This is a genomic window from Streptomyces sp. NPDC046821 (assembly GCF_040645335.1).
GTDB lineage: Bacteria > Actinomycetota > Actinomycetes > Streptomycetales > Streptomycetaceae > Streptomyces.
In genome coordinates this window covers 85,666-99,190 of sequence record NZ_JBEYYB010000017.1, presented here as the reverse complement: position 1 = coordinate 99,190, position 13,525 = coordinate 85,666, and the positions used below count along the sequence as shown (strand labels likewise).

The 13,525-nt window shown below is 71.2% G+C and carries 10 protein-coding genes; 5 read left to right on the top strand and 5 right to left on the bottom strand.

The genetic code is table 11. The features are described 5' to 3' along the window. Positions 1 to 28 precede the first annotated feature (28 nt). The gene (locus ABZ893_RS31025) at positions 29 to 1,255 is read left to right on the top strand and encodes an acyl-CoA dehydrogenase family protein (RefSeq protein ID WP_361410441.1); all 1,227 of its coding nucleotides are present in this window, start codon (positions 29 to 31) and stop codon (positions 1,253 to 1,255) included. 172 nt (positions 1,256 to 1,427) lie between these two features. On the opposite strand, the gene ABZ893_RS31020 is transcribed toward ABZ893_RS31025, so the two are convergent. From ABZ893_RS31020 to ABZ893_RS31005, 4 genes are all read right to left on the bottom strand, one after another. Beyond that, positions 1,428 to 2,180 carry an SDR family oxidoreductase gene (locus ABZ893_RS31020; protein WP_361410592.1) on the bottom strand — a complete coding sequence of 251 codons (753 nt, stop codon included), beginning with the start codon at positions 2,178 to 2,180 and terminating at the stop codon, positions 1,428 to 1,430. Positions 2,181 to 2,359: 179 nt separating this feature from the next. Beyond that, positions 2,360 to 4,549 carry an alpha-N-acetylglucosaminidase gene (locus ABZ893_RS31015; protein ID WP_361410438.1) on the bottom strand — a complete coding sequence of 730 codons (2,190 nt, stop codon included), beginning with the start codon at positions 4,547 to 4,549 and terminating at the stop codon, positions 2,360 to 2,362. Between the two features lie 202 nt (positions 4,550 to 4,751). Next, on the bottom strand, positions 4,752 to 6,071 hold the full coding sequence (locus ABZ893_RS31010) for an SWF or SNF family helicase (protein ID WP_361410435.1): 1,320 nt from the start codon (positions 6,069 to 6,071) through the stop codon (positions 4,752 to 4,754). Next, on the bottom strand, positions 6,068 to 9,130 hold the full coding sequence (locus ABZ893_RS31005) for a DEAD/DEAH box helicase (RefSeq protein WP_361410432.1): 3,063 nt from the start codon (positions 9,128 to 9,130) through the stop codon (positions 6,068 to 6,070). The genes ABZ893_RS31010 and ABZ893_RS31005 overlap by 4 nt, the downstream gene beginning before the upstream one ends. Positions 9,131 to 9,366: 236 nt before the next feature. On the opposite strand from ABZ893_RS31005, the gene ABZ893_RS31000 reads away from it, so the two are divergent. The 4 genes from ABZ893_RS31000 (at position 9,367) to ABZ893_RS30985 (ending at position 12,397) form a co-directional block, all read left to right on the top strand. Continuing rightward, positions 9,367 to 10,434: an acyl-CoA desaturase gene (locus ABZ893_RS31000; RefSeq protein ID WP_361410429.1), complete on the top strand. Its 1,068-nt coding sequence runs from the start codon at positions 9,367 to 9,369 to the stop codon at positions 10,432 to 10,434. A gap of 202 nt (positions 10,435 to 10,636) precedes the next feature. After that, a complete protein-coding gene (locus ABZ893_RS30995; RefSeq protein ID WP_361410426.1) occupies positions 10,637 to 10,819 on the top strand; it encodes a hypothetical protein in 183 nt (60 codons plus the stop codon). Between the two features lie 222 nt (positions 10,820 to 11,041). Continuing rightward, on the top strand, positions 11,042 to 11,785 hold the full coding sequence (locus ABZ893_RS30990) for a class I SAM-dependent methyltransferase (RefSeq protein ID WP_361410423.1): 744 nt from the start codon (positions 11,042 to 11,044) through the stop codon (positions 11,783 to 11,785). A gap of 129 nt (positions 11,786 to 11,914) precedes the next feature. Continuing rightward, positions 11,915 to 12,397, top strand: coding sequence for a hypothetical protein (locus ABZ893_RS30985; RefSeq protein ID WP_361410420.1), 483 nt, complete (start codon positions 11,915 to 11,917; stop codon positions 12,395 to 12,397). Positions 12,398 to 12,490: 93 nt separating this feature from the next. Here ABZ893_RS30985 and ABZ893_RS30980 read toward each other — a convergent pair whose 3' ends face one another. Further along, positions 12,491 to 13,411 (bottom strand): hypothetical protein, encoded by a 921-nt coding sequence (locus ABZ893_RS30980; RefSeq protein WP_361410417.1) that lies wholly within the window; start codon positions 13,409 to 13,411, stop codon positions 12,491 to 12,493. Between the last annotated feature and the right edge of the window lie 114 nt (positions 13,412 to 13,525).

Sequence of the window (13,525 nt, the reverse complement as noted above, 5' to 3'; positions counted from 1 at the left end):
TGTGAAGTGTCGCAGTGCTGGAGGGGCCATGGCCGAGTTCACGATGGATCTCAACGACGAGCAGAAGGAAGTCAGGGACTGGCTCCACGGGTTCGCCGCCGATGTGATCCGTCCCGCGGCCGCCGAGTGGGACGAGCGCGAAGAGACGCCGTGGCCCGTCATCCAGGAAGCCGCCAAGATCGGCATCTACTCCCTGGACTTCTACGCCCAGCAGTTCTTCGACCCTACGGGTCTCGGCATCCCGATGGCCATGGAAGAGCTGTTCTGGGGTGACGCGGGCATCGCCCTGTCGATCGTCGGCACCGGCCTCGCCGCCGTCGGCGTCCTCGCCAACGGCACCGAGGAGCAGATCGGCACCTGGATCCCCCAGATGTACGGCGACCCGAACGACGTGAAGGTCGCGGCCTTCTGCTCGTCCGAGCCCGACGCCGGCTCCGACGTCGCCTCCATGCGGACCCGCGCCGTCTACGACGAGGCCAAGGACGAGTGGGTCCTCAACGGCACCAAGACCTGGGCGACCAACGGCGGCATCGCCAACGTCCACGTCGTCGTCGCCGTTGTCGACTCCGAGCTCGGCTCCAAGGGCCACGCCTCCTTCATCGTTCCGCCGAACACGCCGGGCCTGTCCCAGGGCCAGAAGTTCCAGAAGCACGGCATCCGCGCCTCGCACACCGCCGAGGTCGTCCTCGAGGACGTGCGGATCCCCGGCTCCTGCCTGCTCGGCGGCAAGGAGAAGCTCGACGAGCGCATCGCCCGCGCCCGCGAGAAGGCCAAGTCGGGCGGCGAGCGCGTGAAGAACGCCGCCATGGCCACCTTCGAGGCGTCCCGCCCGGCCGTCGGCGCGATGGCGGTGGGCACGGCCCGCGCCGCGTACGAGGAGGCCCTGGAGTACGCCAAGACGCGTACGCAGTTCGGCCGCCCGATCATCGACAACCAGGGCGTCGCCTTCCAGCTCGCCGACATGCGCACCTCGATCGACGCGGCGCGTCTGCTGGTGTGGCGCGCCTCCTGGATGGCCACCACGGGCAAGAAGTTCGAGAACGCCGAGGGCTCCATGTCCAAGCTGTTCGCGAGCGAGACGGCCAAGAAGGTCACCGGCCAGGCCATCCAGATCCTCGGCGGCAACGGCTTCACCCGCGAGTACCCGGTCGAGCGGATGCACCGCGACGCCGCGATTTACACCATCTTCGAGGGCACCAGCGAGATCCAGCGCCTCGTCATCGCCCGCACCCTCTCGGGTATGCCGATCCGCTAGCCGAGACGGCGGATCCGCTCGCCGATACGGCGGAATCCGCCGACCGGAGACGGCCGGTGCCCTTCGCGCGGCATAGGGCACCGGCTTCCGGGCACCCCGGACTTCAGACTCAGGGCACCCCGGACTCCAGATTCCGGGCACCCCCGACTTCAGACTCCGGGCACCCCCGACTTCAGATATCGACCAGCGCCCCGCACGAGATGTTCACCGTCGCCGACGTCATCGTGCGGGCCCGGTCGGAGGCCACGAACGCGGCCACGTCGCCGACGTCGGACAGCGTCGCCGTACGCCCCAGCAGCGTCGACCGGGTCAGCTCCGCCTCGATCTCGTCGCGCCCCTCGAACGCGGGCATACTCTCCGGGACCCCACCCGTCTTCAGCGTCACCAGACGGATCCCCGACGCCCCCAACTCGCAGGCCCACTGGCGCCGCAGCCCCTCCAGCGCATCCAGGGCGATCTTGAAACCGCCCAGGCCCGGCAGCGTCTGCGTGCCGGAACCGCCGAAGGCGAGCACCACACCACCGCCCCGCGCGCTCATGTGCCGGGCCGCCGCACGCGTGGTCAGGAAATGACCGCGGGTCACATTCACGATCGGCGCCAGAAAGTCGTCCACCGCGATCTCGGTGAGCGGCTGCTGCACATCGCCGACCCCCATCAGATTGAACGAGACGTCGATCCGGCCCGTCTGCTCGGCCACGCCGTCCACGAACGCGTCGACGCCCGCCTCGTCCAGCGCGTCCACCTCGGCCGCGTGCGCGTCACCGCCCTCCGCGCGGATCTCCCGGGCGAGCCGGGCCACCTTCGCGCCGGTGCGCCCGGCCACGTACACGGTCGCGCCCTCACGCGCGAAGGCCCGCGCCACGGCGCCCCCGATCGCACCACCCGCGCCGTAGACCAACGCGACCTTGTCCTCCAGCAGCAACATGCGGATCACCGGCTTCCTCGGTCCTGGGACCGTCGCGCGAACAGGGCGGGCTCACTCTCCTCGTCGATGGTCGCGCGGGCGGCGGCAGTTGGGGGCGTCATCGGCCGCCGTGTCCGGGGGTTTCATGCCGGGCGCCCGGCGGCACACGTCACGCGTGGCCGCCGGACACCGCACACAGGTCACAGACGCGCGGCGACCTTACGGGCGACACGGAGGATGTCCCCGGAGGGGCGCGCCGGGTAAGCCGGGTGGGTGCGCACCCAGTTGTCCTCCAGAGCGAACCAGTCGATCGCCCGTGGGGCCGTGCCGTCGGCGAGCGCGGCGGAGAGCGCGTCGAAGTAGGTCCGCCAACGTAGCGTGTACAGACCGCCCACGAGCCCGGCCCACTCGCGGTTCGCGTAGTCGTGCAGCCCGCCGCTGTCGGCACCCGAACGCGGCCCCCACACCGTCACCAGCGACACCGCGTCGTACTCGAGCCGGTCCCGCTCTTCGTCATCGGCGCCCCACGCCCGCGCGTCCGCGATCCACCTCCCGAGCAGATGCCGCGGCTGCGTCGCGACGACCTCCTCCAACAGCCCCATCCACACGAACCACTCACCGGTCAGCTCCTCGAACGCCGCCCGGTCCTTCGCGTCGTACGCGGCCTTGATCCGCGGCAGCAACGTCCGGCTCCGGTGCGACACCGTCTGCCGCGCCACATCCATCAGGTCGTACGCGTACGCGGAGCTGTTGCGGAGCCCCGGGTGCACCGCGAGCAGCTCGGGCAGGGCCTTCGCGAACTCCTCGGCGTCGTAGCGCAGCGCGCCCGGCGACCATGAGGCTCCGCTCTTCACGCTCAGGGAGGGCCGGGCGCCGAACAGCCCGTCGTGCGCCTCGCTCCAGCTGTCCGCCCGCGTCGTGCCGTACGCGGTGCGCCGCAGTACGTCCCACGCGGCCACGGCGTGCGCGTCGTGCCCGCCGTAACGCTGCGTCGGCCACTGCTCGAACCAGCTTTTCAGCTCGACGGGGCCGTCCGTCCACGGCAGATCGCTGAAGAGCGCGAACGCGGCGGGATTGTTGTCCGCGGCCTCCGGCATGAGCGCGATGCCGTCCAGGGCGCTGTTCGGCCGCGTGCGCCAACTCTCGTACAGGGAAGCCCAGTCGGGGGTGTTCGCGCCCATCGTCGTGTGGCCTCCGAAGTTCCAGATCGAGCCGAACGCGTAGGGCGTGCCCGCCCAGTTCGCGTCGCGGTCGGTGACGGAGGGGAAGCGGTCGGAGAGGCCGTCGACGATGAACATCTTCGAGCGGTCGACCGCGTCGACGATGTCGCGGCGCGGGTTGGTCTGCCAGCCGAGGATGTTCCAGATCGCGCCGGGGTGCGCGGTGCGCAGGGCTGTCTCGACGGCCTTCGCGGCCTGGCCCACCGGCACGTCTCCGGGGTTGCCGCCCTCGTGCAGCAGGTCGAGCTTGTACATCGTGGAGTCGCCGAGCAGCTCGCTCTGCACGCGGTAGAAGGTCTCCGCGATCCGCGAGAAGTGCGGGTCGCGCGGATCGAGCCAGTCGGGGCGCGTGAACCCGACCCAGCCGCCCTGGGGAACGATGTGGGCCCCCGGGTTCTTGTCGGCGAACCCGGGCGGAACCGTGCCGAAGTAGCCGGGCAGCACGGGCGTCATGCCGAGCTCGCGGATCCGCCCCACGATCTTCCGGGCGAGCGCGGCGCGACGGTCGAGCAGCCGCTGCGACAGGGGCCCGCCGAACCCGGACATGTTCTGCAGCAGCCACCACGGCTGATGGGCCGGACCCGCGATCCACGCGCGCATCTCGGCGTCGCCGTAACCGAACTCCTGGAACGTGAGGTGATAGACGGTGTCGGCACCGAGGTAGACAAGGATCTCGTTGTAGCCGTGCAGCGCGAGGACGTCGAGCTCACGCTCCCAGTAGTCCCAGCCGTGATACGGGCCCGTGTAACCGTCGTTGGTGTCGTTGAAGGCGAACCGGTGGGAGACGTTCGCACCGCGCACCAGGGGCTCGGAGAGGCCGGGCAGGCGCGACGGCAGGGACTCGGTCTGCTCACCGCTCCACGAAAAATGCGCGTGGGCGTGCTGACGGAGGTAGTGGTGGAACCCGGTCAACTGGACGGCGGGCGTGGTGCCTTCGACGAGGATCCTGCCTCTGGACCCCGACACCCGGAAGGCGTCGCCCTTGCCGTCGGGGCGGGGCACGGTACGGAAGGTGACCTGATCGTGGTGGTGCGGCAGCAACCGGGCCAGCGCGTCGCCGGCCGGATTGCGGGAGGCCGACACGCTCTCGGCGCTGGCCCCGGAGGCGGCCGCGCCGAGAGCGGCGGACGAACCGAGGACGGTGAGCACGGTACGGCGACCGATGTTCATGGATCACTCCAAGCGCGTGAGTGGACTGGACCACTTGCGCGGGAGATCTTACGGAGGGGGTGGGGTTTCGTGGAGGGGGCGACCGTGCGCGTACGGCTTGCGTATACGGCTCATGCGTACGGCTCATGCGTACGGCTCATGCGTACGGCTCATGCGTACGGCTCGCGTGTACGGCTCGCGTGTACGGCCGCCCCCTCCGGCGTCACTCGTCCTCGACCGCCGCCGAGAGTGCCGTGGCCGGGTCGTGGGCCGGCGGGCCCGCCGGGAGCCAGCGGCCGCGCTGCTTGCGGTACGGCCACCAGCGTCCGTCGCGGCCGAGCCTTATCTGCGCGCCTGTACCCGTGGCCGTCCACCGGTTGTGTGCCGCCCGCAACGTCGGGCGCTCCTCGGCGTCCCAGGCCGCGTCGATCGCGGTACGCGCGCGTGCTGCCGTCTCCGCGTCCGGCGACCATTCGTCCTCCAGGACGGACAGGCCGGCCACGCCACCGTGTTCCCAGGCGAGCACGGCAGCCGCCATGGCCTCGCGGTCGCGCCCGGATCCGTCGGCGAGCCGGGCGGCGATCACCGGCCCGGGAGCGCCGGCGGCCAGCCGCACGGCGTCCTGCTCCGGAGTCAACTCGGCTTCCGGGGCGCGTAGTTCATGACCGGGAGTCATGGCCTCCGTCAGCATCCGAAGGGCTTCGGCGGCGGCGCCGGTGCCTAGGAACTCCAGCGCCGCGACGTCCGTCCCCGGGGGAGGTGCCGCCTCAGTATCGAGGGAAGGCACGGGCCCCGCCCCGGGCGGCAGCGGGGGAGCGGCCGGGAGGGGCGGCAGGATGCTCCCCACGGCGAACGCCTCGGCGGCGTCGACACCGTCCGCGTAGCCGTCCTCGGGCGCCTCGCCGCCAGAATCCCCGGCACTGTCCGTGGCGGACGCGACGCTACGTACCTGAAGTTCGTCCAGCAGCTCCCGTTCACCGCGCCCGCGCATCAGCAGCAGGACGAACGGGTCCTGGTCGAGGAGCCGGGCCAGTTGATAAGAGAGCGCAGCGGTGTGCGCGCAGTGGTCCCATGCCTCACACCCACAACGGGGCTCCAAGTCCCCGATGCCCGGCAGGAGTTCGACGCCCGCTGCCGCCGACGCGTCCTCCACCAGATGCGGCGGCATCTCCCGGTCGAGCAGGGCGGCGATGTGCCCGGCCCGCTCGACGGCCATTCCGAGGAACCGGTCCCACTCCTCCTCGCTCAGCCGCTGCAGCAGTACGTCCGCCCGGAACCGGGCGCCTCCGCGGTCCGCGACGACCGCGGTGATCCGCCCTGGCCGCACCGACACCGCGCCCACCGCCCCGGCCCGCGCGAGCCTGCGCCCCGCCTTCAACTGCTGCAGATCGAGGGCCGAGTCCTCCAGCGCCTTGACCCAGGCCTGCCCCCACCACGACTGCGCGAAGCCGCGCCCGTGCACGGGAGCCAGCGCCGCGAACACCCGCTCCTGCTCCGCCGCACCCATGTGCGGGCCGTCGTCATCGTGGTCATACGTCGTCATCGCGTACCCCCTCGCAGCGCGACCAGATCGGCCAGCTCGGCATCCGTCAGTTCGGTCAGCGCCGCCTCGCCGGAGCCGAGCACGGCGTCGGCCAACTCCCGCTTGCGGACCAGCATGTCGGCGATCCGGTCCTCGATCGTCCCCTCCGCGATCAGCCGGTGGACCTGCACCGGCCGGCTCTGCCCGATGCGGTACGCGCGGTCGGTGGCCTGCGCCTCGACCGCCGGGTTCCACCAGCGGTCGTAGTGCACGACGTGTTCCGCGCGGGTGAGGTTGAGCCCCGTACCGGCGGCTTTCAGCGACAGGAGGAAGACCGGCACCGCACCATCCTGGAAGCGCCCGACCATGGCCTCGCGCTCGGCGACGGGCGTGCCGCCGTGCAGGAACTGCGAGGGCACGCCGCGCGCCGCCAGATGGCGCTCGATCAGGCGCCCCATCTGCACGTACTGCGTGAACACCAGCACGCTCGCGTCCTCGGAGAGGATCGTGTCGAGCAACTCGTCCAGCAGTTCCAGCTTCCCGGACCGGCCGGCGATGCGCGGCTCGTCCTCCTTGAGGAACTGGGCGGGGTGGTTGCAGATCTGCTTGAGACCGGTGAGCAGTTTGACGATCAGCCCGCGCCGCTCGAAACCGTCCGCTCCGGAGATCTCGGCGAGCGTCTCCCGCACCACGGCCTCGTAGAGCCCGGTCTGCTCGGCGGTGAGCGACACGGCGCGGTCCGTCTCCGTCTTCGGCGGCAGCTCGGGCGCGATCCCCGGGTCCGACTTGCGGCGCCTGAGCAGGAAGGGGCATACGAGCTTGGACAGCCGTTCGGCCGCGGCAGGGTCCTTGCCCTCCTCCACCGCCCGCGCGTACCGCGTACGGAACGTGCCGAGCCGGCCGAGCAGCCCCGGGGTCGTCCAGTCGAGGATCGCCCACAGCTCGGACAGGTTGTTCTCCACCGGCGTGCCGGTGAGCGCCACGCGCGCGCGTGCCCCGATGGTCCGCAGCTGCTTCGCGGTCGCCGAGTGCGGATTCTTGACGTGCTGCGCCTCGTCGGTGACGACCATGCCCCACTCGACACCGGACAGCTGCGCCGCGTCGAGCCGCATCGTGCCGTACGTGGTGAGCACGAATTCCCCGGCGGCGACGTCCTCCAGGCTGCGCCGGCCTCCGTGGAAGCGGCGCACCGGGGTGCCGGGCGCGAACCTCTCGATCTCGCGCTGCCAGTTGCCCATGAGGGACGTGGGGCAGACGACGAGGGTCGGGGCGGCGCTCTCCGGAACGGTCTGCCGGTGCAGGTGCAGCGCGATCAGGGTGATCGTCTTGCCGAGTCCCATGTCGTCGGCGAGACAGGCGCCGAGACCGAGGGACGTCATACGGGCCAGCCAGTTCAGGCCGCGCAGCTGGTAGTCGCGCAGGTCAGCGGCCAGTGCGGCGGGCTGGCCGACGGACGCCATGCCCTCGGGGTCGGCGAGCAGTTCCCGCAACTCCGCGAGCCAGCCCGTCGGATGAACGTCGACGCGCCGCCCGTCGACCTCCGTGGAACCCGTAAGGGCAGCACCCAGGGCATCGATCGGGGTGACCTTGCGGTCCCGGTTCTCGCGGGCGCGGCGAGCCTCCTCGGGATCGATGAGCACCCACTGATCACGCAACCGCACGACCGGCCGGTTCGCCTCGGCGAGCCGGTCCAGCTCCTCGCGGCTCAGCTCCTGATCGCCCAGTGCGAACCGCCAGTTGAAGGCGAGGAGGGCGTCCGCGGCGAGGAAGGACGGGGTCGATGTTTCTCCGGCGCCGGGTGCCTCGCCGTCGGGTGGGCCGATCACCGCGCGGGCGGTCAGGCGGCGGGCCAGTTGCCGGGGCCAGTGCACGTCGACGCCGGCCGTGGCGAGGGCTCGGGCGCCGGCGCCCAGCAGGTCGGTGACCTCGTCGTCCGCGAGGTCGAGCGCGTCCGGCACGGCAGCGGAGAGCAGCGGGGCGAGGGGCGCCCAGGCGCGGGCGGCGCGGCGGAGGGCGAGGAGGGCGTCCATACGGGCGCGGGGGCCGAAGGTGGCTGTGGTGTCGGGCGCCGCCCAGATGGCGCCGGCGTCGACGACGAGGGCGGGGTCGCTGACGCTGTGCACTTGGAGGACGGCGCGGAAGGTGACGGGGGGCTGGGCGGGGGAGTGGGCGCGGTCCGTGTGCGGGGTGGGCTCGCCTGCGTATTCGTACCCGTGTCCGTCCTCGGGCTCGGCCGGCTCCAGGTTGGGTGCCTCGATACGTAGAGAGACCCGTACGCCCGCGTCGTGTCCGGCGGCGACGTCTGCGGCCCAGGCGCGGTGGTCCGGGATGCGCTGGGGTTCGGCGGCGGCGAAGGCCTGGGCGCCGGCGGCGACGGGTGCGGCCGGGGAGCGGGGCAGGGTGTCGGCGACGGCGTCGAGGAAGGCACGCAGCAGCGCCTCGGGGGCGGGCAGGCGGAGCGCTTCGGGTCCGTCCGAGGGTGCCTCCTGTCCGTCCCGGAGCGGTTCCGTTCCGTCATGGTCCAGGGGTGTCGCGTGGGCCTCGGGCGGCATCGCGGCGGCCAGCTCCCTGACCCGCTCCAAGTCCTCGGCGCGCAACGGTCCGGCGCGCCAGGCGTCGAAGTCGTTCGGCGTGAGGCCGGGCAGCAGGAGGCCACGCGCCGCGAACTGGAGCGCGAGCGCGGAGGCGGCGCCCCAGAACGCGGCGCTCGTGCTGGCGTCGGCGCAGGCACGCGCGCGCGTGAGCACCGGCAGCGCGGCACGCACGGGCAGCAGGACGGCGGGTACGTTGTTGCGCTCGACGCCGCTGCCGAAGGGTACGGCGTCGCGCTCGACGCCGCCGTCGACGGGAACGGCGAGACTCAGCTCGCGCGGCGTGCCCGCGTCGGTGTGCGGCGGCCGGCCACCGTCGGGGCGCCAGAAGGCGACGCTGCCCTCGCGCGCCGGATCGGCGGGCACGAAGACCGCGCAGCAGCGGACCAGTTCGGAGATCTCGGGGAGTGTTGCCACGGGATGCCTGTAGGCAGCGATGACGTATTCCTCAAATTTGACTACTGGGCGGAGTCGCCGAGGGTACCCCATGCGCCGGGCCCATGGGGCGACGCACGCCGTGACGGCGGTCACGCCGATCTGGAGGGGTGTGGCTAGCCCCCGTCCGGAGGCGGTGCTACCCCCGCCCGGACCCGGGTGGTGACGCCATGGCGACCCAACACCCCTGATTTCTACGTTTGTTGAGGTCAGGCGACCGCAGCTTCAGCAGGCGCCCGACTTTGGTACGTGAGACCAAACCCGAGCCCCCTGAGACCGGAGACCGCGCCATGACCCTGGCTGCCGAAGAAGCCGTCACGGAACACTCCCCGCACTTCCCAGGAACGACAGAGGCGCGGCGAGAGGGGAGCGAGTTCACGCCGCTGCTGCGCGCAGTGAAGAGCCAGACCCTCCTGGAGCGACGAACCGGCTGGTACGCGCGCACCATCACCCTGAACGCCCTGGCACTGGCCGCCGTCGGCGCGGGCATGGCCCTCATCGGCGGTTCCTGGTGGGTCCTCGCACTCGCTCCCGTCCTGTCGGTGCTCAGCGCGCGCACCGCCTTCATAGGACACGACGCCGGCCACGCCCAGATCACCGGCAACCGCACCGCGAGCCGCATCATCGGCCTCATCCACGGCAACCTCCTGCTCGGCATGAGCTACAGCTGGTGGACCGAAAAACACAACCGCCACCACGCCAACCCCAACCACATCGACAAGGACCCGGACGTCGCCGCCGACGTCCTCGTCTTCACCAGCGACCAGGCCGCGACCCGCACCGGCTTCCGCCGCTGGCTGACCCGCAACCAGGCCTGGCTCTTCTTCCCCCTGACCCTCCTGGAGGGCCTTGCCCTGAAGCTCTACGGCTTCCAGGACCTACGCCGCCAGCCACCGCGCGAACGCGTCGTGGAGGGCCTGCTCCTCGCGACCCACGTTGTCGGCTACGTGACCCTGCTCCTGTGCACCATGCCCCTCGGCCACGCCCTCGCTTTCGCGGCGATCCATCAGGCGCTCTTCGGCCTGCACCTCGGCATGGCCTTCGCGCCGAACCACAAGGGCATGGAGATGCCCGACCCGGACGGCGAACGTTGGGGCCACCTGCGCCGGCAGGTGCTCACGTCCCGGAACATCAAGGGCGGCGCGCTGACCGACTGGCTCCTCGGCGGCCTCAACTACCAGATCGAACACCACCTCTTCCCGAGTATGCCCCGCCCCCACCTGCGCCTGGCTCAGCCCCTGATCAAGGCCCACTGCCGTGACCTGGGCATTCCGTTCACGGAGACGGGCCTGATCGACTCGTACCGGCAGGTGCTGCGGCACATGTATGGGGTGGGGGAGGGGCTGAGGGGGGAGTAAGGGGGTGGGCGGCTCGCGGGGGTGGGAGTGGTGGGGCGGCCAGGGCCCGTGGGCATCAGGGCTGCGTCAGGGTGACGCCTCAGGGACGCATCAGGGTCGCGAACAGGAACCGGCCGGGCGCCGGGTCCGTTTCAAAGAGTAGAGGCGGGGGCCCGCCTCTCAAGGCGAGGGCGGCTTGAAGCCCCCGAAGGAGGCGACGGACATGACGAGGAACACCAAGATCGCCGTAGGAGGTGTGGCGGTCGGCCTCATCCTGTGGATCTGGCTGCCCTGGTGGGCGGCGCTCCTGATCGTGCTGGGAATTCCCGCGGCGGCCTATCTGGCCCTCGACCCTTCCCAGCGGCGCAGGCTGCGCCGAGTCTCGCGCAAGGAGATACGCCACTGAGAGGTGCGGCCGGCGCTCCGGGTGCGTGACGCCTGCGCCGGCCGTCGCCGGGCACGTGTCGCGGGGCCGGGCGCGGCCTGGTGACGGGTGTCCGGGGGGTTGATGAGTGGGGCCAGGGCTCGTCCGGCGGATCATGGACCGAGCCGGGAGCCGGACCGAGGCAAGGGTGGCCAGTGCGCTAATCGTGTTGACCAGTCCGGCAGGCAGTGCTGGAGTCGGCACGTGGATGACAGCACCCGCGCCAACCGGCGGTTCTGGAACCGGATCAGCAGCGCTTACCAGCACGCGCACGACCCGCAGATCGGCGCCACGCCCCGGCTGTGGGGCATGTACTCCGTCCCCGACGAGCACCTGAACGCCCTGGGCGACGTCACCGGCAAGCGTGTCCTCGAACTCGGCTGCGGCGCCGGCCAGTGGTCCAGGGCGCTCGCCGCCGAGGGCGCCACGGTGGTCGGGCTCGACCTGTCCGAGGCCCAACTCGCCGCAGCGGACCGTGCGATGGGAGCGGTCCGCTACCCGCTGGTGCAAGGCGCCGCCGAACAACTCCCCTTCGCCGCCGACAGCTTCGACCTGGTGTTCTGCGACTTCGGCGGGCTCAGCTGGGCGCCCCCGCACCTGGCCGTCCCGGAGGCCGCACGCATCCTGCGTCGAGGCGGGCGCCTGGTGTTCAACGTCGCCAGCCCATGGTTCGAAGCCTGCTACGACGAAGCCGCCGGCCGCGTGACCACGACACTGCAGAAGAACTACTTCGGGCTGAACAGCATCGCCGAAGACGACGACGCGACCAGCTATCAGCTCACCTACGGCGACTGGGTCAAGGTCCTGCGCGGCGCGGGTCTCATCATCGACGACCTCATCGAGCCCAGGCCCGAACCCTCAACACCCAACGGCTACAACGAAACCGACCCGCCCGACTGGGCACACCGCTGGCCGGCGGAACTGCTCTGGGTAACCCACAAACCGTAAGCACCGCCGCGCCGAGACGTGAATGCATCCCCTTCGCCGGGCAGACAGCTAGGGGCTGCTCGGGCGATCACACTTTGGCAGGCAAGGCCGTCGAGGACGCTTGTCAGTGCAGTGCCATAGCTTGCGCTCATGACGACCGCTGAATCCGGATCCTTTTCCAGTGCAGACCTCGACGGGTATCTCGTCTTGATCGATGAATTGCTTGCACAGCCCTTTCCGGAGGCGGACTTCCATGACGACACCGGGGACGGTGGCCCAGAGCATCGTGCGCGCGTCCTGCGGGCCAGCCAGGAGTTCTGGGATGACGACGACGGCCAAGCGGCACGCGAAGCCGCCGCCGACATGCAGATTTGCCTAGACGCACTGGTCGCAGCCCTGACAGCACGCTGGGGCGAGCCGCTCGCAGTTGACCTGTTGCCGTATCTGAGGGCTGGCCTTGAGGGGGAGACGGTGTCCGAGCCGATCAACAGCTTGAGTCAGATGGCTGGAAGCGTGCAGGCGTGGCCGCACCAGAGCTCCGGCCGCTGGCTCGGGCTCGCCATCGGACAGGGCGACAAGGAACTACCGCTCGAATTGCTCGCGGCGGTGGGCGACGCTGTTGCGCTTGAGTAGAGCGCACCCGATCCCTCCCCGAAACCCGACCCACCACGCCGCAAAGCCCATGAGTAGGTGACCCTGCTCATGGGCTCATGCGGTGCCGGAGGCTCAGGCGGGGCGTACGGCCATCTTGTCGAGCGCCTCCAGGAGACCGGGGAGTTCGGGGCCGCGGCCCACAGGCAGTACCTCGCCGGGCTCGTCGTCGAGGAGGACGAACGCGATGTCGTCCGTCCGGGCCACCATCGACCAGCCGGGGCCGTCGGCGCGCAGCGTGCGGGCCTCCCCGGAAGCGAACGCCGACCGGACACGGCCGAGCGGCGGCGGGCTGTCCACGTAGGCGCGAACCTCCGCGAGGACGCGCCGGATCCCGGGGTGCGGGGTACGAGGAGCGGCGGCCTCGGCGGAGTCGCCCTCCGAGGCTGCGGCACCGACCGCACCCGGGGCGTCTTCACCGTCGGAGCCCTCGCCGTCCTGGCCGGCCCCTCCAGATGCAGAGGCCTGACCGTCCGACCCGTTCGCGAGGAACGCGTTGTCGTCGATCTGGTTCCGCCAGTTGGCCCACTGGAGGGCGATCTCGTCGGCGCCGAGGCGGCGTTGGGCGGGGCCCCACGTGTCCGTGTTCGGCGGAGTCAGAGGCGGACCGTCCATGAACTCGGGGTCGTGCTCCGGGTCGTGCGGCGCGGGAACGCCCGGCGCCGACACGGACAGGGCGAGCGGCCACCCCGGCAGGGCCGAGACCACCGTGCGCTCGTCGGGCGACAGCTCGTACTCCATGCCGCAGTCCCAGGACGCGATGGCGACGGCGACGAGGGACACGTCGTCGATGACGACCGTCCAGCGTGCCCCGGCACCGTCCTGGCCGAGTACGAGCCCGTACCCGTCGGCGAGAGGCGCGAGGCCGAGAGCCGCGCACGCCTCCGGATAGTCGTCACCGAGAACGCTGGGGAACTTCGCAGGGGTCAGCAAGACCGCCGTCAGTACATACAGCGCGTCGTCCCCGGCGGCGACCGTGTCGTCCGTCCCGGCCATGCCAGCCTCCCCTGTGCAACATCCGTCGGCGCACCCTAACCAGTCGCAGCGGAGATCGTCGAGGGCGTTGAGCTGGAAATTCTCCCAGGTGACCCGGAGTAACCCCCTAGGGGC

Excerpts from the sequence above, each read along its gene's own strand:
- ABZ893_RS31020 (WP_361410592.1), bottom strand. The coding sequence starts at position 2,180 with ATGTTGCTGCTGGAGGACAAGGTCGCGTTGGTCTACGGCGCGGGTGGT.
- ABZ893_RS31005 (WP_361410432.1), bottom strand. The coding sequence starts at position 9,130 with ATGGGGTACCCTCGGCGACTCCGCCCAGTAGTCAAATTTGAGGAATAC.
- ABZ893_RS31025 (WP_361410441.1), top strand. The coding sequence starts at position 29 with ATGGCCGAGTTCACGATGGATCTCAACGACGAGCAGAAGGAAGTCAGG.
- ABZ893_RS30985 (WP_361410420.1), top strand. The coding sequence starts at position 11,915 with ATGACGACCGCTGAATCCGGATCCTTTTCCAGTGCAGACCTCGACGGG.
- ABZ893_RS31010 (WP_361410435.1), bottom strand. The coding sequence starts at position 6,071 with ATGACGACGTATGACCACGATGACGACGGCCCGCACATGGGTGCGGCG.
- ABZ893_RS31000 (WP_361410429.1), top strand. The coding sequence starts at position 9,367 with ATGACCCTGGCTGCCGAAGAAGCCGTCACGGAACACTCCCCGCACTTC.
- ABZ893_RS30995 (WP_361410426.1), top strand. The coding sequence starts at position 10,637 with ATGACGAGGAACACCAAGATCGCCGTAGGAGGTGTGGCGGTCGGCCTC.
- ABZ893_RS30980 (WP_361410417.1), bottom strand. The coding sequence starts at position 13,411 with ATGGCCGGGACGGACGACACGGTCGCCGCCGGGGACGACGCGCTGTAT.
- ABZ893_RS31015 (WP_361410438.1), bottom strand. The coding sequence starts at position 4,549 with ATGAACATCGGTCGCCGTACCGTGCTCACCGTCCTCGGTTCGTCCGCC.